General features: G+C 63.1%; 17 protein-coding genes and 1 pseudogene. 11 read left to right on the top strand and 7 right to left on the bottom strand.

The genetic code is table 11. The features are described from left to right. The first annotated feature begins 34 nt into the window (after window positions 1-34). Window positions 35-841, top strand: a complete 807-nt coding sequence (locus NO357_RS08115) for an HTD2 family dehydratase (protein ID WP_306735135.1) — start codon at window positions 35-37, stop codon at window positions 839-841. A 131-nt stretch (window positions 842-972) separates the two neighbouring features. Here the strand turns inward: NO357_RS08115 and NO357_RS08110 are convergent, their stop codons facing one another. Further along, on the bottom strand, window positions 973-2,007 hold the full coding sequence (locus tag NO357_RS08110; RefSeq protein WP_306735134.1) for an NAD(P)/FAD-dependent oxidoreductase: 1,035 nt from the start codon (window positions 2,005-2,007) through the stop codon (window positions 973-975). A gap of 66 nt (window positions 2,008-2,073) precedes the next feature. Here NO357_RS08110 and mnmC2 point away from each other — a divergent pair, with 66 nt between their 5' ends. Together mnmC2 and NO357_RS08100 are read left to right on the top strand one after the other, a co-directional pair. Next, on the top strand, window positions 2,074-2,748 hold the full coding sequence (gene mnmC2 / locus NO357_RS08105; protein WP_306735133.1) for a tRNA (5-methylaminomethyl-2-thiouridine)(34)-methyltransferase MnmC2: 675 nt from the start codon (window positions 2,074-2,076) through the stop codon (window positions 2,746-2,748). Further along, the gene (locus NO357_RS08100; protein WP_306735132.1) at window positions 2,745-3,611 is read left to right on the top strand and encodes a DMT family transporter; all 867 of its coding nucleotides are present in this window, start codon (window positions 2,745-2,747) and stop codon (window positions 3,609-3,611) included. The genes mnmC2 and NO357_RS08100 overlap by 4 nt, the downstream gene beginning before the upstream one ends. Here NO357_RS08100 and NO357_RS08095 read toward each other — a convergent pair. Continuing rightward, window positions 3,576-5,471, bottom strand: coding sequence for a lytic transglycosylase domain-containing protein (locus NO357_RS08095; RefSeq protein WP_306735131.1), 1,896 nt, complete (start codon window positions 5,469-5,471; stop codon window positions 3,576-3,578). The genes NO357_RS08100 and NO357_RS08095 overlap by 36 nt on opposite strands. Before the next feature lie 240 nt (window positions 5,472-5,711). Between NO357_RS08095 and dapA the strand changes: the two genes are divergently transcribed. Beyond that, the gene (dapA, locus tag NO357_RS08090; RefSeq protein WP_306735130.1) at window positions 5,712-6,587 is read left to right on the top strand and encodes a 4-hydroxy-tetrahydrodipicolinate synthase; all 876 of its coding nucleotides are present in this window, start codon (window positions 5,712-5,714) and stop codon (window positions 6,585-6,587) included. A gap of 79 nt (window positions 6,588-6,666) precedes the next feature. On the opposite strand, the gene NO357_RS08085 is transcribed toward dapA, so the two are convergent. The 4 genes from NO357_RS08085 to smpB form a co-directional block, all read right to left on the bottom strand. After that, complete coding sequence (locus NO357_RS08085) at window positions 6,667-7,851, bottom strand: amino acid aminotransferase (RefSeq protein WP_306735129.1); 1,185 nt, start codon at window positions 7,849-7,851, stop codon at window positions 6,667-6,669. Next, the gene (gene sseA / locus NO357_RS08080; protein WP_306735128.1) at window positions 7,851-8,708 is read right to left on the bottom strand and encodes a 3-mercaptopyruvate sulfurtransferase; all 858 of its coding nucleotides are present in this window, start codon (window positions 8,706-8,708) and stop codon (window positions 7,851-7,853) included. Before sseA ends, NO357_RS08085 begins: the two co-directional genes overlap by 1 nt. 92 nt (window positions 8,709-8,800) lie before the next feature. Further along, window positions 8,801-9,091, bottom strand: a complete 291-nt coding sequence (locus NO357_RS08075) for a hypothetical protein (protein WP_306735127.1) — start codon at window positions 9,089-9,091, stop codon at window positions 8,801-8,803. Window positions 9,092-9,207: 116 nt separating this feature from the next. Beyond that, on the bottom strand, window positions 9,208-9,684 hold the full coding sequence (gene smpB, locus NO357_RS08070; RefSeq protein WP_306735126.1) for an SsrA-binding protein SmpB: 477 nt from the start codon (window positions 9,682-9,684) through the stop codon (window positions 9,208-9,210). 563 nt (window positions 9,685-10,247) lie between these two features. Between smpB and puuE the strand changes: the two genes are divergently transcribed. The 7 genes and pseudogenes from puuE to NO357_RS08035 all read left to right on the top strand — a co-directional run bounded on the left by puuE (window position 10,248) and on the right by NO357_RS08035 (window position 18,610). Further along, on the top strand, window positions 10,248-11,660 hold the full coding sequence (gene puuE / locus NO357_RS08065) for an allantoinase PuuE (protein WP_306735125.1): 1,413 nt from the start codon (window positions 10,248-10,250) through the stop codon (window positions 11,658-11,660). Then, a complete protein-coding gene (locus NO357_RS08060; RefSeq protein ID WP_306735124.1) occupies window positions 11,657-12,475 on the top strand; it encodes a bifunctional allantoicase/(S)-ureidoglycine aminohydrolase in 819 nt (272 codons plus the stop codon). Before puuE ends, NO357_RS08060 begins: the two co-directional genes overlap by 4 nt. Next, entirely contained in the window at window positions 12,472-12,957 is a 486-nt protein-coding gene (locus tag NO357_RS08055) for an ureidoglycolate lyase (RefSeq protein ID WP_306735123.1), read from the top strand. The genes NO357_RS08060 and NO357_RS08055 overlap by 4 nt, the downstream gene beginning before the upstream one ends. Before the next feature lie 55 nt (window positions 12,958-13,012). Then, window positions 13,013-14,440: a uracil-xanthine permease family protein gene (locus tag NO357_RS08050; RefSeq protein WP_306735122.1), complete on the top strand. Its 1,428-nt coding sequence runs from the start codon at window positions 13,013-13,015 to the stop codon at window positions 14,438-14,440. A 464-nt stretch (window positions 14,441-14,904) separates the two neighbouring features. Beyond that, entirely contained in the window at window positions 14,905-15,378 is a 474-nt protein-coding gene (locus NO357_RS08045) for a pyridoxamine 5'-phosphate oxidase family protein (protein ID WP_306735121.1), read from the top strand. A gap of 250 nt (window positions 15,379-15,628) precedes the next feature. Beyond that, on the top strand, window positions 15,629-16,765 hold the full coding sequence (locus NO357_RS08040) for a M20/M25/M40 family metallo-hydrolase (RefSeq protein ID WP_306735120.1): 1,137 nt from the start codon (window positions 15,629-15,631) through the stop codon (window positions 16,763-16,765). 451 nt (window positions 16,766-17,216) lie between these two features. After that, window positions 17,217-18,610, top strand: a pseudogene (locus tag NO357_RS08035) (amidase family protein). Here NO357_RS08035 and NO357_RS08030 read toward each other — a convergent pair. Beyond that, on the bottom strand, window positions 18,607-19,770 hold the full coding sequence (locus tag NO357_RS08030) for a M20 aminoacylase family protein (protein WP_306735119.1): 1,164 nt from the start codon (window positions 19,768-19,770) through the stop codon (window positions 18,607-18,609). The pseudogene NO357_RS08035 and the gene NO357_RS08030 sit on opposite strands and share 4 nt — an antisense overlap. Window positions 19,771-19,778 lie beyond the last annotated feature (8 nt).

The following is a 19,778-nucleotide window of genomic DNA, read 5'->3' as shown; positions in this document are numbered from 1 at the left end:
GCATCGGCTCTCCGCTCTTCCTAGGGTTCCCGCCATGCAGCATGGCAGCCCCGCTCCACAGCGTCAAAACGATGTACTCGACCCCGCCCGCGCCCGAGCTCTTCAGGCCGCACTAGGCCTGGCGCCGGACCTCGAGGCCGGCCGCGCCCTGCCACCGTTTTTCCACCAGCTCTATTTCTGGGAGGCCCGCCCGCCGGAAGAGCTCGGCCGCGACGGCCACCCACGCACCGGCATCGGACTGATCCCCGATATGAGCCTGCCGCGGCGGATGTGGGCCGGGGGGCGGCTCACCTTCCATTCTGCCTTGATTGCCGGTCAGACCGCCGAAAAGACCAGCGTCGTCCTTTCGGCGACCCGTAAACAGGGCCGCACCGGTCCGCTCGCCTTCGTCACCCTGCAACATGATATCCGACAGCAAGGCGCGCTCTGCCTGACCGAGGAACAGGATCTCGTCTATCGGGAAGACCCATCACCGGAGCAGACCGCCCCAGCCCCCCCGATGGCGCCAACCGACGAGGACAGCGCCCACACCCGCAGCTTCGACACGACACTGCTGTTCCGCTACTCGGCGCTCACCTTCAACGGCCACCGCATCCACTATGACCTCGATTATGCCCGCGAGGTCGAGGGTTACGACGGCCTCGTCACCCATGGCCCCTTGCTTGCCCAGTTGCTGATGCTGATGGCCGAGGAAGAACTTGGTCAGCTCGGAGCCTTCGCCTTTCGCGCCACCGCGCCACTGACGCATGTTGAGCCCGCCACCTTCTGCCGGAAGGGCAGCACGCTCTGGGTCCGCGGTCCTGATGGGCGGCAATGCATGACCGCCGAAGCCGGCCTATAATCCGCGGTCACCTTTCCCGACCATACTCCCAGAGATCACTGCAAACTCCCACTATTCTGCGCAGGTCCCCCGCTCTCTCGCCACGGGAACCCGGTCGCCCACCGCCCGTGTCAAAAAAAACATCTTTTTTTTCACAGAGACGCCTCGACCCGAAATCCGTCAGGAATGCCGTCCCGTCCCTCTAGCACCAGATCGGCCATCACCCGCGCAACACCGGGTGCCATGCCGAAGCCTATCTTGAAGCCGCCATTGGCGATGAACTGTCCAGCAAACAACGGATGTGTCCCCAGCATCGGCGCCCGGCTCTTCGCCCGCGGCCGCACCCCGGCCCAGCGCTCGACCACAGCGGCCCCGTGCAAAACTGGAACCGAAGTAAAGACTTTCTCCAGCACCACATCAAGTTGCGCATCGGTGGAGGCCGGATCTTCATAGTCGCGTTCTGAGGTCGACCCAACCGCTACCGTTCCGTCGTAGTGCGGCACAATATGCACACCGTCAGCGTAAAGCTGTGGCGCGTTCGACGCGCTGAAATGCAGCACCGCCCCCTGCCCCTTGACACCGTTGCCTACCGTCCTGCCCAACGCCGCACTGATCCTCTCAAGATCCCAGACACCCGCCGCCCAGATCACCGCGCCAGCGTCGGGTGCCTCAGCCACGATATCACCGCCCCGCGCCAAGATCGCCGCTTCCAGCGCCTGTGCCGCGCGCCGCGGCTGCATCCGGGCCGAAAGGTCGTCGAAGATCAGCCATCCCGTCGGACTCACCGGCGCGAAGCTGCCGGCCGCCGCGGCCTCGATCACCCGCCAGCACGCGCGACCCTGCCACAGCTCAGCCGCCGTAACCGCTCGCGCCCGCGCCAACTCCAAGGCCCGCTCATCCACCACCGGCTGCAACCGTCCCAGCCTGGCATAGCTGGCTGACACGCCACCGGTTGCCTCGACGTCCGCCCAGAACGCCTCGGCCGCGAGCAGACTGTCGAGTTGAAACGCTTTCTTGTCGTTCCAGTTTTCCGGTACATGCGGTGCCAGAGCGCCGACCACACCACCCGAAGCCCCGGCGCCGACGCCATTCGGGTCGACCACCCGCACCGCCGCGCCACGACACAGGCATTCCCAGGCGATTGACAGTCCGAAAATGCCTGCCCCCCGGATCGTCACGTCCACCATTGCCAATGCCTCCCAGCCACTTCATTGTCGCGCCGTTCAAAACCGCTCTTACGGGATCGCAGCGACATGAGCCAGCAAGCGAGCGTAGAATGGCGCAACGGCCAAGTGCCGGTCTCAACCCGTTTCGACGACCCCTATTTCAGCCTCGAGAACGGGCTGGCAGAAACCAGCCATGTGTTCCTCGACGGCAACGACCTGCCGGCGCGGTTCCACGACGGCTTCCACGTCGCCGAACTGGGCTTCGGCACCGGCCTCAACCTCCTCGCCACGCTCTGGCTTTGGCGAACCACGGGTCAGACCGGCCGGCTGTGCTACACGAGTTTCGAAGCCTTCCCGATGGCCGCGACCGATATGATCGCAGCGCAACGGGCTTTCCCTGAGCTCGCTGCATTCAGCGGCGAACTTGCGCCTTTCTGGCAGTCCGGCGCACCCCAATTCGATCTGCCCGACCTGCATTTCGAAATGATCGAAGGCGATGCCCGTGACACCCTGCCCCGCTGGCGGGGCTATGCCGATGCCTGGTTCCTCGATGGCTTCTCTCCGGCGAAGAACCCCGAACTCTGGGAACCGGCGCTGATGGCGGAGGTCGCCCGCCACACTGCACCCGGAGGCACTGCTGCTACCTACACCGCGGCGGGATTCGTCCGCCGTGGGCTCACCGAAGCCGGGTTCGAGGTGTCCCGGCGACCGGGATTCGGCCGCAAACGCCATATGACCCAGGCCAGGATGCCCGCCCGATGAGCGCCCAGAACACCCGTCTCGGGATCCTGCTGATGATCGCCACCACCTTCGTCTTCGCCTTGCAGGACGGCATCTCGCGCCACCTCGCGGGCGAGTACAACACGCTGATGGTGGTTACAGTCCGCTACTGGTTCTTCGCCGCATTCGTCATGGCGGTGGCGGCACGCAAGGCCGGCGGGCTGGGCCGCGCCGCGGCCACCTCGCAGCCGATACTGCAGATCTTTCGTGGATTGCTTCTGGCCGCCGAGATCTGCGTCGCGATCTATGGCTTCACCCTCTTGGGGCTGGTGGAATCTCATGCCGTCTTCGCCTGCTATCCGCTGCTGATTGCCGCGCTCTCGGGTCCGGTGCTGGGCGAAAGCGTCGGCTGGCGGCGTTGGACGGCGATCGCCATCGGCTTTTTCGGCGTGCTGATTATCCTGCGGCCCGGCTTCGGCGTGTTCTCGCCTTACGCGCTCATTCCCTTCGCCTCGGCGCTGATGTTCGCGCTTTACGGCCTGCTCACCCGCTATGCCGCCCGCCGCGACAGCGCTGCCACCTCGTTCTTCTGGACCGGCGTGATCGGCGCGCTCGTCCTTACGCCCGTCGGACTCTACAGCTGGGAACCGATGACAGGCTTCGACTGGACCTGGATGATCACCCTCTGTGTCACGGGGGCGCTTGGGCATTTCCTGTTGATCAAAGCCTACGAAGTGGCCGAGGCCAGCGCGGTGCAGCCCTTCGCCTATCTCCAGTTGGTCTTTGCCTCGGCCGTGGGGGTGGTGGTGTTCGGCGAAGTGATCAAATTACCCGTCGCCCTCGGCGCGGGCATCATCGTCGCGGCCGGGCTATTCACCCTTTGGCGCGAGCGGCAGAACGCTTGAACCGACAAGCTCTTGCGAGAATGGCTCAGGCAGCGGGTCGCGGCCCAGGCGCGCGCGGTAGACCGGTAAGCTTTCCGAGACGCGCATGACATAGTTTCGGGTCTCGTCAAACGGAATGTGCTCGATCCAGTCGACGATCCCGACCTCATCGTTCAGCGGGTTGCCGTACTCCTTCATCCAGCGCTGCGGCCGCCCCGGCCCGGCGTTGTAGCCGGCGGCCACCATGATCACGTTGCCATCGAACCGACGCGCGAGATCAGCCAAATAGGCGGCGCCCAGACGCGCGTTATATGTCCAGTCGCGCAGCACCTCCCCGTTGTTATGGTCGATCCGCAACTGGCGCGCCACCAGCCGCGCCGTGCCAGGCATCAGTTGCATCAACCCCTGCGCCCCGGCTCCCGACACTACACGAGGGTCAAACTCGCTTTCCCGCCGGGCGATCGCCAACGCCATCTCGGTCGGGACCGGCAGGTCCATGTCCTTTAGCGGATGCAATGGGTAATAAGGTGCCGTGATCACCAAGCCACGCCGTGCCGCGAACTTGCCCAGCATGACAGCAAGATGTGGTTCGCCCAAGTCCTCGACCATGTTGCCGAGCTGGCCCAACCCCTTTCGATCGAGCCCCTCGGCGATCTGCAACACGAACCGCTCGGCAAGGGTCAAATCCCCCATCGCCAGCGCCAGCGCGGCAACTTGGGCCAGATCGCTCTTCGCAAAAGCGGCTCCCTGCCAGGCGGGAAAGTATTCCATACCTTTCAATGCCACGTCAGGGCCAATTCCCGCCTTCTCGGCCGCCAGTAGACCATAGAAACTCGTCTGATGTTTCGCGCCCTCGGACCAAGCGGCCTGCGCCTTGTCGGGCGCATCCATTGCCGCATAGGCCTCGCCCAACCAGTACCCCGCCCGGCCAAGAGAAATCGGCGTGTCCACCGCGACGAGAAAATGTTCGAAATGCGCCAGCGCCAACGCCGGGTCGTTCAGCTTGCGGAGGGCGAGGTAGCCCGCCAGCCATTCCAAATCCGAAAAGGCCGACCCCTCGACCAGCCCGTGATTGGCGGCGATGCGATAGGCCAGCGCCGCCTCGCCCTCGCGCATCATTCGCCGCGCCAGATTGCGCCGCCAGCCAGCCCATCGCTCCGGCTCACCCAGCGTGCCCGCCTCGGAGCGCTCGTTCAGAAGCTGAACCGCGTCACCCAGACGGCCCTTGCCCAACCGCCACAGGAATCGTTCATATGCAAGCCCGGCATCCTCGCGCAACGCCTCGGGCACCGCCTCGATCAGCGCGTCGGGGTCTTTCGCGCTCGACCGCAACACCTGCCGCGCCTCGGCCAGCGCCTTGTGCCCGTCATCGACCAGCGGCAACAGCCGCTTGACGTCGGAACTCAGTCCTCGCCACAGCGCCATGTCGAGCCGCGCCTCGTGATGCGGTTTAAGAAGCGTGCCGAAGCGTTCGACAAAGTCGTCGTGCTCGGCCTCGGTCAGGTCGAAACTGCGCCAGGCCAGCACCACCTCGGCATGGGCTTCGCCTTGTTCGCCAGCAGCGAGCAGCGCGTCGGCGAAGATCAGAACGCCTTGCCCCGTCTGCGGCGGCTCCTGGCGGAAGAAGGCGATGATCTCGTCACGCGGCGCTCCCTCGAGCCCGGCCTCGTTACGCTTGCGCAGAAGTTTCAGCCCCGGCCAGTGGCCGTGCGATCCGAGGAAGGCCGTGACCTCGTCAAAGCTGCCCCGACCGGCGCGCAGTCTGTGCCATTCGATCAGAGATACCGCCGCCGGCCCGTCGCGGACCGCCAGTTCTGCGGCCCGGTCCCAGTCGCCCCGCTTCATCGCGTGAATCGCGCTGATCAGAGGGCGCGGAGCCACGCGCGGATCAGCCGCCGACACCGGCGCGGCCAACAAAAGGCACAAAATCAGGGCCCAAATCCGCAACATCTCTTGCAATTCTCCGCGCCATTCCGGATAGACACGTCCAGCATAGCGCCCATTGCCCGACCTTCAATTCACAAACCCGAAGGCGGCCGGAGCCCGCCGGGCCCTCCCCGCCGGACATGGGCAAACCGAAACCGGGCCGCTGCCCGCCACGCGGAAAGAAGGAGCGTCGCCATGTTCAAAGGATCCATTCCTGCCCTGGTCACGCCGTTCAAGAACGGCGAGCTGGACCTGGAGACGCTAGAGAAACTCGTCGAGTGGCATATCGGCGAAGGCAGCCATGGCTTCGTTCCCGTCGGCACCACCGGCGAAAGCCCGACACTCAGCCATCGAGAGCATGACGCCGTCGTGGAAACGGTGGTCAAGGCCGCCGCCGGCCGGGTCCCGGTGATCGCCGGCGCGGGATCGAACAGCACCGTCGAGTCGATGCGCCTGGCACAAGCCGCCGAAAAGGCTGGAGCCGATGGCATCCTCGTGGTCACGCCATATTACAACAAGCCAACTCAGGGCGGGCTGATCGCGCATTTCCGCGCCGTGCACGATTGCTGCAACCTGCCGATCATCATCTACAACATCCCGGGCCGCTCGGTTGTCGACATGAGCCCCGAGACCATGGGCGAGTTGGCGAAACTGTCGCGCATCGTCGGCGTCAAGGATGCCACCGGCGACCTGTCCCGCGTGCCCAAGCAGCGCATCACCTGCGGCACCGACTTCATCCAGCTGTCCGGCGAGGACGCCACCGCACTTGGCTTCAATGCCCATGGCGGGACGGGTTGCATCTCGGTCACCGCCAACGTAGCGCCCAGGCTTTGCGCCGAGTTTCAGAATGCCACGCTGGCGGGCGACTATGCCAAGGCGCTGGAACTGCAGGATCGACTGATGCCGTTGCACATCGCGATCTTCGTCGAGCCGGGCCTGGCAGGGGCGAAATACGCGATGTCCAAACTCGGGCTCTGCAACGACGAGGTGCGCCTGCCGCTGGTGGGTATCTCGGATACGACAAAAGCCCAGATCGATGATGCCATGCGCCACGCCGGGCTGGTGAACTGAATCAGCGCCGGGCTAAAGCCCGGTCTGCCTTGCCGCTATTGCAGATTGAGTAGGCCGGGCTTCAGCCCGGCTTTCTTTCCTAAGAACCGGCGTCGACAATCGCCCTTGCCAGGACCGGCACGGTCTTCTCGTTCAAGCCTGCCACGTTGATGCGGCTGTCGCCCACCATGTAGATGCCATTTTCCTCGCGCAATTTGTCGACAGCCTCGGACGGAAGCCCGAGCCGCGAGAACATCCCACGATGCTGCGCGACGAAACCGAACCGGTCGCTGCCCGACAGCCGCTGCAACTCGCCGGCCAGCTGCTCGCGCAGCTTCAGCATGCCCAGACGGGTCTCCTCCAGCTCCTCCTCCCACATCTTGCGCAAGGCCGGATCAGTCAGGATCATCGTCACCACCCGGGCGCCGTGGTCGGGCGGGAAGGAATAGTTCTGGCGGTTAAGAAAGCTGAAATTCTCCTGCACCAGCGCGGACTTCGAGGCGTCGGCGCTGACCCCCAGCAGGATGCCGGTGCGCTCGCGATAAACCCCGAAGTTTTTCGAACAGCTGGCCGCGATAAGGGTCTCGGGACACGACGCTGCCACCAGTCGGGTGGCCGCCGCGTCATCATCGAGCCCGTCACCGAAGCCCTGGTAAGCCAAGTCGATCATCGGCACCGCGCCCTTGGCGTTTAGCTTGTCCACCACCTGCTGCCATTCGGTCAAGTTCAGGTTGGCGCCGGTGGGGTTGTGGCAGCAGCCATGCAGCAGCACCACGTCGCCCGCCTTGAGCCCGTCGAGGTCCGCCATCATCCCGGCGAAGTCCACCGCCCGGGTATCCTCGTCGAAGTAACGGTAGGAAACGGTTTCGATTTCGAGATATTTGAGGATGCTCAGATGGTTGGGCCAGGTCGGATTGCTGACGAAAACCCGGGCCTCCGGATTGGCCATCTGGATAAGCTCGAACGCCTGACGGCAGGCGCCGGTGCCGCCGGGTGTGGCCGCCGCCGCCACCTGTTCCCGCGCCACCGCACCGGCCAGGACCAGATCGATCATCGCATCGTGATAGGCCGGGTCGCCCAACAGGCCGACATAGGCCTTGGTTTCCTGGGATTCCAGCAGCTGGCGTTCAGCTTCCTTGACAGCCTTCATCACCGGAGTGACGCCTTGCGCGTTCTTGTAGACGCCAACGCCGAGGTCGATCTTGCCGTCACGGCTGTCCTCGCGATACATCTGCATCAGCTGCATGATCTTGTCGACGGGTTGCTTGGTGAGCTTGTCGAACATCAGTTTTCTCCGGTATCTACGGGAAGGGTTGCGAAGGCGCCCCATTCGGTCCACGAGCCGTCATAGACGGCCCAGTCGGTCTTGCCGATCCGCTCCATGGCAAGCGAGATCACGCAGGCGGTGACGCCCGATCCGCAAGAGGTGATCGCAGGCTTGGACAGATCGACACCGGCAGCCTCGAACACGGCACGCAGCGCGTCGGGGTCTTTCATCGTGTTGTCTTCGTTGAGTAATTCCGTATAAGGTATGTTTTTCGAGCCAGGGATATGCCCACCGCGCAGGCCCGGGCGCGGTTCTTCCTCGGTGCCCGCGAACCGGCCCGCCGAGCGCGCATCGATGATCTCGTAATCGCCCAGCTTAGAAGCAGCCGAGACCTGCGTTACGTCCTTGATCAAGTGGTTCTGGCGGCGCACCGTCATGTGGCGATCGCGGATCACCGGCGGCAGGTCCTCGATCTCGCGGCCCTCGGTCTGCCACTTGGGGAAGCCTCCGTCGAGAACCGCGACATTGTCCTGCCCCATCAGCTTGAACATCCACCACACCCGCGGCGCGGTTGTCATGCCGTACATGTCATAAACCACCACCTGGTGGCCGTCACCCACGCCCATTGCCCTGAGACGGCTCATGAATTTTTCGACCGGCGGCACCATGTGCGGCAGGTCCGAACGCGCGTCGGCGATGTCGTCAATGTCAAAGTAGCGGGCGCCGGGGATATGGGCCGCCTCGTATTCGGCGCGGCCGTCGCGGCCCGCATCCGGCATGTGGTAGGTGCCGTCGAGGATCCGAAGGTCCGGGTCTTTCAAATGGGCCTGAAGCCAGTCAGTGGAAACAACGGTTTTCGGATCGTCAGCAGCCATGTGCGCCCCCCGGGATGATGCCCATCCTCCCTAGCGCGAGGCCGCAGGAGTCGCAAGGCCGGGCGCCCGTCAGCCCGGCGCCCGGCAAGGCCTTACTTGGCCATCATGTTCTTGATCACGCCAACGATCGCCAGCACCACGCCGCCGCCGACGCCGCCACCGGCCACCTGACCGATGATCGCACCGATATCGAGGCCCGCGGCCTCACCCGCGGCGCCGGCCAGTTCGGGCGAGCCGAGCATGTTCAGGATTTGGCCACCGAGCCCGCCGCCGACGATGCCGGCGACCGAGTTGACGATGGCGCCTTGATTAAGGTTCTTCAGCAGGCCGCCGACGACGTTACCGCCCACGGCGCCGGAAATCAGGCTGATTAATAGTTCCATTTTCCGTCTCCCAAAGGGTCTAATGCAAAATCGTTACCAAGGGCTGACCCCCGCGCCCCAGTCAGCGGAATTTTTAGCAGAGGACGAGCAATTCACCCAATGGGAGATTCCGGGGCCTATTCCCCGTGGCGCAGGAGCCGCTGTTTCTGGCGACCCCAATCACGCTTGGCCTGGGTTTCGCGCTTGTCATGCGCCTTCTTGCCCTTACCGATGCCGATCTTGAGCTTGGCGATGCCGCGGTGGTTGAAATACAGCACCAGAGGCACCAGCGTCATCCCTTTCCGCTGGGTCGCGTTCCAAAGCCGCGCCAGTTCCTTCTTGGAAACCAGCAGCTTGCGCCTGCGACGCTCGTCATGGGGAAACATCTTGGCCTGCTCGTAAGGGGCGATGTAGCTGTTCACAAGCCATAGCTCACCGTCGTCGACATGGGCATAGCTTTCGGCAATGTTGGCAGTGCCCTCGCGCAAGGACTTGACCTCGGAGCCATGCAGCACGATGCCGCATTCGAGATCGTCCTCGATCGCGTAGTCGAAGCGCGCGCGGCGATTTTCCGCGATAACCTTGTAGTTGGGATCGTCTTTTTTCTTGGCCATGACCGGGCTTGATTAGCGTTGCGACAAGCATTCGGCAAGCAGTGTTAAGCCGACCGTGCGGTCGAAGCCGCCGGTATGGCAGCCCGGCTGGCAGGTTGGCTGGCACCCTGTCTGGCGCGCGGTGGCGCAAGAATTTGGAAAGAAGCCGGGTTAACCTGGCGTGCGGTGCGCCGGGTCAGCGCCCGACCTGCGGCAGGTCGGGAGCCATTCGCGCGAGACCTATCCAATCGAATTGCCGTCCCAACCGCGGATCACGATCAGAGGCGTGGTCTGGTAATGGCCTTGAGCGGTGATTGGCCGAGGTCAGGCTCAAGCCGCGCGATCGCCCCGGGCCCGGGGGCGGCCCGGCAATGCACGGCGGGCCGACCCCCTTGATTCCGCGCAGGGTGCGTCGCTCGAACCTCCCCTCAAGGCCAAAAGCCGGCCTTTCCCCCGCAGACGACCGGACCGGCGCGGGACAATTCTTTGGACATCGGCAAGAATGCGAAAGACTTTTCGTGAATTTTGGATAATTCCACGTCACTCTCTATTCTAGAACGGAAGCAACCTGGAAAGGACCGGCAATGAACCGCTATCCCCGCGACATGATCGGTCATGGGCCCAACACCCCCGACCCGAAATGGCCGGGCGATGCCCGTGTCGCCGTGCAATTCGTGCTGAACTACGAAGAGGGCGGCGAGAATTGCGTGCTGCATGGCGATCCGGGTTCCGAGGCGTTCCTGTCGGACATAGCCGGAGCGGCACCGTGGACGGGACAGCGACACTGGAACATGGAGTCGATCTATGAATATGGCGCCCGCGCCGGGTTCTGGCGGCTGCATCGCCTGTTCACCGAGGCCGGGATCCCGGTGACGGTCTATGGCGTGGCCACCGCACTGGCGCGCAGCCCCGAGCAGGTCGAGGCGATGAAGGCCGCGGGCTGGGAGATCGCCTCGCACGGGCTTAAGTGGGTCGAGCACAAGGACATGGCCGAAGACGAGGAGCGTGCGGCCATTGCCGAGGCAATCCGCCTGCACACCGAGGTCGTTGGTGAGCGCCCGCGCGGTTGGTACACCGGGCGCTGCTCAGCCAATACCGTGCGGCTAGTGGCCGAGGAGCGCGGCTTCGATTACGTCTCCGACAGCTATGACGACGACCTGCCCTATTGGCTGGAAGTGGGCGACCGCGATCAATTGATCATTCCCTACACGCTGGAAACCAACGACATGCGCTTCGCCACCGCGCCGGGATACATCACCGGCGAGCAGTTCTATAGCTACCTGCGCGATGCCTTCGACACGCTTTATCACGAAGGCAAGGAAGGACATGCGAAAATGATGTCGATCGGCTTGCATTGCCGGCTGATCGGGCGGCCGGGCAAAATGGCCGGGCTGAAGCGGTTCATAGACTATCTCAAGACCTTCCCCGATGTCTGGGTCGCCCGCCGGATCGACATTGCCGAGCATTGGGCGGCGGTCCATCCGCATCACCGGCGCCTGCGCCCGTCGGCGCTGAGCCGCGAGGAGTTCGTAACCCGCTTCGGTGGGGTGTTCGAACATTCGCCATGGATCGCCGAACGCGCCTGGGCGCTGGAACTGGGGCCCGCGCACGACCGGCCGGCAGGGCTGCACAACGCTTTGGCGCGGATTTTCCGCACGGCGTCTCATGAGGAACGTCTGGGCGTGCTGAACGCTCATCCGGACCTTGCCGGCAAGCTGGCGGAGGCGAAGCGGTTGACCGAGGAGAGTACGGCGGAGCAGGCCAGCGCCGGGCTCGACGCGCTGACCGACGACGAGCGGACGCGGTTCACCCAGCTCAACGCCGACTATGTCGAAAAGCACGGATTCCCTTTCATCATTGCCGTACGCGATCATGACAAGCCCGGCATCATGGCCGCCTTCGAGCGGCGGATTTCGAACGACACCGAGACCGAGTTCGCAGAGGCCTGCAAACAGGTCGAACGCATCGCGCGGCTCAGGTTGGAGGACATGCTGTGAGTTACGCCTTCCCCCCGGGCGGGTTGCCCGAAATGGATGCCAGCCCCGAAGGCCGCGCCCGGTTCACCGAGGCCTATGCGGTGCTGCCGGCGAACACGATGCGTGATATCGTGACGTCGCTTCTGCCGGGTTGGGAGGCTACGCGGGCCTGGGTACTGGCCCGGCCTCTGAGCGGCTTTGCCGAGACCTTTGCGCAATATGCCGTCGAGGTGCAGCCGGGAGGTGGGTCCGACACGCCCGAACCCGACCCGCAGGCGCAGGCCAGCCTGTTCGTGGCCGCGGGCTCCGGGCGACTGACCGTCGAAGGGCGGGCACACGACCTTGAACCGGGGCATTACGCCTATCTGCCGGCAGGAACCCATTGGCAGATCCACGCCACCGGCGAAGCGCCGCTGCAGGTCCACTGGATCCGCAAACGTTACGATCCTGCGCCCGGTCTGAGCGCGCCCGGGGCCTTTGTCCTCCACGAGCGCGACGTGCCGCTCAACATGATGCCCGGCACCGAGAAATGGGGCACCCAGCGCTTCGCCGACCCCAATGACCTGCGGTTCGACTATCATGTCAACATCGTGACGTTTCAGCCTGGCGGCCGCATCCCCTTTGCCGAGACCCACGTGATGGAACACGGGCTCTACGTGTTGCAGGGGCAGGCGAATTACCTGCTCAATCGCGACTGGGTCGAGGTCGGCCCGGGTGATTTCATGTGGCTGCGCGCGTTCTGCCCGCAGGCCTGCATCGCCGAAGGGTCCGAGCCGTTCCGCTATCTGCTCTACAAGGACGTGAACCGGCATGTACCGCTGGGGCTGTACGAATGATTAGGATCGTGGCGCAAAGTCTGACGGCCGCGTCCTTCGCACCGTTCGGCGATGTGCTCGAGGCGGCGGGTGAGCCGGACCGGATCATCAATGCCGGGCTGTGCGGGCGCTGGCACGACCAGGCGACACTCGATTTCGGACCGGACGGACGCGTCGGGATTTCGGTGTTTCTGTCCGAGCCCCGCGCCCTGCCCTATACGCTGGATCTGCTGGAGCGCCACCCTGACGGCAGCCAGGCCTTCATCCCGATGCATGGGCAGGACTGGCTGGTCATCGCGGCACCTGACAATGCTGGAAAACCGGGCAAGCCGCAGGCTTTTCTGGCAAGCGGCCGGCAGGGGGTCAATTTCCACCGCGGCACCTGGCATGGCGTTTTGACGCCGCTGGCGGAGCCCGGCCTTTTCACAGTGGTGGACCGGATCGGCGACACGCCGAACCTTGAGGAATACCGGCTGGATCCGCCTTATGCGGTGATGGCCTGACACGACAAGCCGCCGGCAAGAGCGGCCCCTATCGGAACCAACAGGAGGGACTGAGATGTCTGCATCTTCCATCGGAACGCCGGACCAGCTGCGCGATCCCAACTATACCCCGGCGCTGGGCCGGGCGATCCCGCTCGGCATCCAGCACGTGCTGGCGATGTTCGTGTCGAACGTCACGCCGGCGATCATCGTCGCCGGGGCGGCCGGGTTCGGCTTCGGCTCGAACTCGCCCGATTTCCCCGAGCTGCTGTACCTGATGCAGATGTCGATGCTGTTTGCCGGCGTTGCGACGCTGCTACAGACCGTGACCATCGGCCCGGTCGGCGCGGCGCTGCCGATCGTGCAGGGCACGTCGTTTGCCTTCCTGCCGATCATGATCCCGCTGGTGGCGGGCAAGGGGGTCGATGCACTGGCCGCGCTGTTCACCGGGGTGATCATCGGCGGGCTGTTCCATGCCGCGCTGGGCACGGTGATCGGGCGCATCCGTTTCGCGCTGCCGCCGCTGGTGACCGGGCTGGTGGTGATGATGATCGGGCTGGCGCTGGTCAAGGTCGGCATCCAGTATGCCGCCGGCGGGGTTCCGGCCATCGGCACGCCGGAATACGGCTCGCTTCTGAACTGGTCGGCGGCGCTGGTGGTGATCCTGGTCACGCTGGGGCTGAAATTTTTCACCAAGGGCATGCTTTCGATCTCGGCGGTGCTGATCGGGCTGATCGTCGGTTATATCTATGCCATCGGCGTCGGCATGCTGAGCGTCGAGAGCATCGGCACATCGTGGAGCCGCGCCAGCGCCTTTGCCCTGCCGGTGCCATTCAAATACGGTTGGGAAATGTCGGCGGCGGCGATCATCGGCTTCTGCCTGATGGCGTTCATCTCGGCCATCGAGACGGTGGGCGACGTCAGCGGCATCACCAAAGGCGGCGCGGGCCGCGAGGCGACCGACACGGAAATCGCCGGCGCGACCTATGCCGATGGCTTCGGTACCGCCATCGCGGGCTGCTTCGGCGCCTTTCCCAACACCTCGTTCAGCCAGAACGTCGGCCTGATCGCCATGACCGGGGTGATGAGCCGCCACGTGGTAACCATCGGCGCGATTTTCTTGATCGTCTGCGGCCTGGTGCCCAAGGTCGGCGGCGTGATCCGCACCGTGCCGATCGAGGTGCTGGGCGGTGGCGTCATCGTGATGTTCGGCATGGTGGTGGCGGCCGGTATCTCGATGCTGTCGGACGTGGAATGGAACCGCCGCAACATGGTGATCTTTGCCATCTCTCTGTCGGTTGGCCTGGGGCTTCAGCTCGAACCCGGTGCGGTTCAGCACCTGCCGGACACGGCGCGCATCCTGATGACCAGCGGCCTGCTGCCGGCGGCGCTGATCGCTATCGTGCTGAACCTCGTTCTGCCCGAGCATCTGGCCGAGGAATCGACCGAGGAAGTGTCAGGCGGCATGGCCGGACACGGTGCCGGTTCGCTGCCGCACGACTGATCGCAATTCGCCTTTTGCATAATGGCCCCCCGCTCGCCCGCCCGGGCTCAGCGGGGGCGTCTTGCGTTGTCGATGACCAAACGGACGTTCTGACCATGAGGTCGATCACCGGCAAGCCGCGCCAGCGGCGGCCCAAATTGCCGGACTTCGCGGCTATTGCCCAAAGGGGAAGGAAAATGTCCGCTTTGCGGACTAACCGGCCTTATGCGAACGCAGCGGGTGCAAGTGCAGAATGCCGAGAAGGATGCGCGCAATTGCGACAAAGAAAATTCGGCGACGCAGCAATTCCCCCAGACCCGCCATTCGATTGTGTCGAAACGGGTAGAATCCAAACCACCCATTCCCTGCTGTCGGTTTCAACTATCAAAACGCGGGACGAAGCCGGCATTCGGTAAGCGCAAAAAATGCGGCAATCTGTTGCCAGTCGGTTTTGAGGGCAGGCACTGTCAGAGCAACTAACCGGCATGTTTCATGACGGGCATCGAAAATTACAGGTCAGGTTCGATGGCCGCCAGATTGCTGATGCCTTTGAACAGCGCTTTCGGCTGTCAGAACTCGACTCGGGTGAAAAGAAATTTATCGAAAACTCCGAATTCTTCTTGGCAACGGCGCATGACGGTAGCGTAGATTGCTCGTATAAGGGCGGGGTGCTTGGATTTGTTCAAGTACCAGAGTCGGCGTCTTTGGAATGGACCGATTATGATGGCAATTCCATGTATCGCAGCCTTGGCAACATCATAGGCAAGCCACGGGTCGGGCTTTTGTTCATGCGTTTTGGCGAGCGACCCGTGCGGCTGCGCGTGAATGGTGTATGCGAACTTCTGGATGGCGCTTCGGCAGGTGACAAGAAAATCACCGTCCGCTTGCATACAGAGGAAATGTCTGCGAATTGTCCGCGCTACATTCCCGATCTGTCGAGACCAAGCGGGTCGATGTAGAATCCAGGCGAAACTGGTATCGGAGCGAATTCTGCGTGAAAAGGTGACCCCGAATTCGGGTCCATACTTCCGCCGGATGATCCTCATCGCGACTCGCGAAATCAGCCAATACATCCTAACGATGGAGATCAGCTCCAAGTTATCGGTTGGATGCGTGGCAGGGTGGCGTTACGTTTTCACTGGACGATGACCTCCTGCCGATCGGCGCCAGCATCTTTGCCAATCTTATCGCCACACCCGGAGCAGTTTCATGAAAACCTGGAAAGACCTTTCTTTCGACCGCGAAGCCGTCATTGACGGGCTGAAACCCTGGATCGAATGCGAAAGCCCGACGTGGGACGCCGCCGCCGTCGACCGGATGATGGACATGGTGGCGGTGAAATGCGCCGAGCTTGGCGCCAGTATAGAGCGCATTCCTGGCACGATGGGGTTGGGCGGGTCGGTGCGCGCACGTTTCCCGCATACCCGGATGGGTGAACCAGGGATCATGATCAGCGGTCATTTTGATACCGTCCACCCCATCGGCACTCTCGCCCAGAACCCGTTTCGGCGTGAAGACGGCAAAATCTTCGGCCCGGGCATTCAGGACATGAAGGGAGGCAATTACATTACGCTCGAAGCGATCCGCGCCCTGCAGGACGCCGGAATCGAAACACAATTGCCCATTGTCGCACTTTTCACCCCGGATGAGGAGATCGGCACACCGGCAACCCGCATGTTGATCGAAACCGAGGCGAAGCGCGCCAAATACGTGCTTTGTCCGGAACCGGCCCACGCCGATAACGGGGTGACCACGGGCCGCTATGCCATTGCGCGCTACAACCTGACCGCCGAGGGCAAGCCGAGCCACGCCGGCGCTGATATCAAGGGCGGCATTTCGGCTGTGCGGGAATTGGCGAAACGGATCATCGAAATCGAAGAGATGACCAGCGAGGACTGCACCTTTTCGTGCAACAATCTTGCGTCCGGTCAATGGGTGAATTGCGTGCCCTCGTTCGCCAGCGCGGAATGCCTGTCCATGGCCAAGGAACAGGCCGACCTGGATGCTGGGGTGGCAAATATGCTGGCTCTTTCGGGCGAACGAAATGGCGTCACATTCACCGTTACGCGCGGCGTGACCCGACCGGTTTGGGAATCGGGCATGCCTGGCACGATGGCGCTTTATGAAAAAGCCAAGGCGATTTCCTGTGATATCGGACTAGACATGCCACATCGCAGCCAGGGCGGCGGATCGGACGCGAATTTCACCGGTGCGTTAGGCATTCCCAGCCTCTGCTCGCTGGGCGTGAAGGGTGCGGGGTTGCACACACTCACCGAACACATCGACGAAGACATGATCGTGCCGCGTACACGAATAATGGCAGGGTTGTTATCGACGCTGGACTGACGACGCCTGCGCGAAAAAACGCACTGCGCGTAGGACCCGGTTCGCTCCAGCGGTGGACAACCGGTTTGAACCGGGCAAACAATCTTCGCCCCGCCCGCAAAAAAAGGGAAACCACCCGTTTGGCGGGTGCCGGCCCTTTACGAACATTGAAAAACTGCATGCCTTCTCTGCAGGGCGGCCCGCCAAAGCGGAAATTCTCTGCGAGCACGAAATTGGGTTGCAGGCCGATTCACGAATTACGGGACGAACCGGACCCATGCGGGTGCAGCGGATGCGCCTGGAGTATCGAACTCGTGAGCTTCTGCGCTCGCGATTAATTGGGCCAATCGGGTTTGACCAGCTTCAGGAGCGACAATGCGCTCCTCTATGCTTATGCTGACATTACATCCGAGAGGTCCGGGGCTGTTCAATCTGACTGATTTCCCAGGGCAGCTAAAAAAGGAAGTCGGCAATGTCGAAAATTTGGGAAATGACTGGTTCGGATATCGCAGATGCGGTTCGATCGAGGAGGCTTTCTGCGACCGAGGTAACGCAGGCCCATCTGGCCCGGCTGGATGAGGTCAATCCAATGATCAACGCTGTTGTCGACGCGTTTCCCGAAGAGGCGCTGGCATCAGCCCGACAGTTGGACGAGCAGATCGCAAATGGTGAAGAACCCGGTCCCCTTTGTAGTGTGCCAGTCACGATCAAGGTGAACGTGGAGCAGAACGGGCATGCACGACAAACGGGTTGCGGCTTCTAAAGGATAACATTGCCGACACTGACAGCCCGATTGTGGCCAATATCAGGAAGGCCGGTGGCGTCATATTGGGGCGCACAAGCACCCCGGCCTTTTCGATGCACTGGTTTACCAAGAGCGACCTACATGGCCAGACCCTCAACCCGCGTGATCTTTCGATCACTCCGGGCGGATCATCGGGCGGTGCTGCTGCGGCCGTGGCGGGCGGGATTGGTGCGATTGGCCATGGCACGGATATCGCCGGGTCGGTCCGCTATCCGGCCTAAGCCTTTGGTGTGCATGGGCTTCGCCCCAGCCTTGGCCGGGTTCCGGCCTACAACGCGTCCGGCGCGAATCGCATGATCGGTGCGCAGATCATGGCGGTCTCGGGGCCGATTGCCCGCAGCATCTAGGATATCAGGATTTCGTTGCAGGCGCTGTCTTCCAATGACCCGCGAGATCCCTGGTACACGCCCGGACAGCTGGCCCAGGGCGGGTTTGAAAAACGCGCGGCGCTCACGTTTGCGCCAGACGGGATGGCCGTGTCCGACGACGTGCGGGCCACGCTTGTCGATGCAGCGCAAAAGATGATCGAGGCGGGCTGGCAGGTGGACGAGGTGGACTGCCCGCCGATGCGTCCGGCTGCGGATGTAAACGCCAGGCTGTGGATGGCCGAGATGGAGCATTCGGCGCATGACATGGTGGCCGACGAAGGCGATGCAGACGCAGTCTTTGTCTACCAGCAGATGCGGGCGGATGCGGGCGAAATTGATGTCGACTGCCTGATGAAGACGCTGCAGTTGCGCGCGACTCTGGTGCGGGAATGGGTGGTTTTTCACAGGACATATCCGGTTCTGATCTGTCCCGTTTCAGGAGAGCTGCCCTTTGCACAACAGCTCGATGTCAGCTCGGAAGCCGCAATCCAAAGGGTGTATGAAGCCCAGTTGCCACAACGTGCCCTGCCAACGATGGGGTTGCCGGCGCTGGCGGTCGCGACCGGGAAGGTCGGCACGATCCCGGTCGGGGTTCAACTGGTGGCCGGTCGGTTCAGAGAAGACATCCTGCTTGCCGCCGGGGCCGATATCGAGCGCGCGGGGTCAGTTCCGGGTGTCGCGAATCCGGTCTAAGCCTCGGCCGCAGACCGGCTCTCGACGATACGCGCCAGAAGCGTCGACCCAAGTGGCAGGATGGAATCATCGAAGGTAAAGCCGGGATTGTGCAGCGCCGCGGTTCCCTCGTGCCCAATGGTGAAATAGGCCCCCGGTACGGTGTTGAGCATATCGGCAAAATCCTCACTACCGGTGACAGGTGTTCCGCCCAGCAGTACATTTTCGTCGCCGACAACATCGCGGGCGATATCGGCGAAGTCTTCAGAGAGTTGCGCATTATTGACCAGAGGCGTGAAGATGTCGCGAATATCGACTTCGACCGTAACACCGTGGGCGGCGGCAACACCATCTGCGATGTCCTGAATTCGGGTGCGGATATGGGCGCGGACTTCGTCGGTGAACATCCGCGCGGTGCCTGAAATCACCGCCTCGTTCGGGATGACATTATAGGCGGCACCACTGTGAAACTGGGTGACGGACACCACCGCCGCGTCCTGCGGGTCAAGATTGCGGCTGACGATGCTTTGCAGGGCCTGCACCAGCGCTGACGCCGCCAGAAGCGGATCGCGGCTGTCATGCGGGCGCGCGCCGTGACTGCCCCGGCCAATCACCCGGATATCAAAGAAATCCGCCCCGGCCATGGCCACCCCGGGCAGGATCCCAACCCGGTTTTGCGGCGCGCCGGGCCAGTTGTGCAGCCCATAGACCTCGTCACAGGGGAACCGTTCGAACAGACCATCGGCAAGCATCGCCCGGGCCCCGCCCAACCCTTCCTCGGCAGGCTGGAAGATCAGCACGACCTTACCGGCAAAATCGCGTGTCTCCGCAAGATAGCGTGCCGCGCCCAGCAGCATCGTGGTGTGGCCATCATGGCCGCAGGCATGCATGACGCCGGGATTGGTCGAGCGGTAGGGAAGGTTGGTTTCTTCTTCAATCGGCAAGGCGTCCATGTCGGCGCGCAGCCCGATGGTTCGCCCCGCGCGGGCGCCCTCGATGATGCCGACAACGCCGGTTTTGCCGATCTCGCGGTGGGTTTTTATGCCCCAGCTTTCCAGCAGATTGGCGACAACGCCAGAGGTGCGCACTTCTTCGAAACCAAGCTCGGGGTGGGCATGCAGGTCGCGCCGGATCCCGGTCAGATCCTCGGCGTATCCCTCGATGCGGTCGATCAGTTTCATTGCTTTAT

The organism is Marimonas arenosa, from assembly GCF_030848945.1.
In the GTDB taxonomy this organism is placed as follows: Bacteria; Pseudomonadota; Alphaproteobacteria; order Rhodobacterales; family Rhodobacteraceae; genus Marimonas; species Marimonas arenosa.
This window is presented reverse-complemented; position numbering and strand designations above follow the sequence as displayed.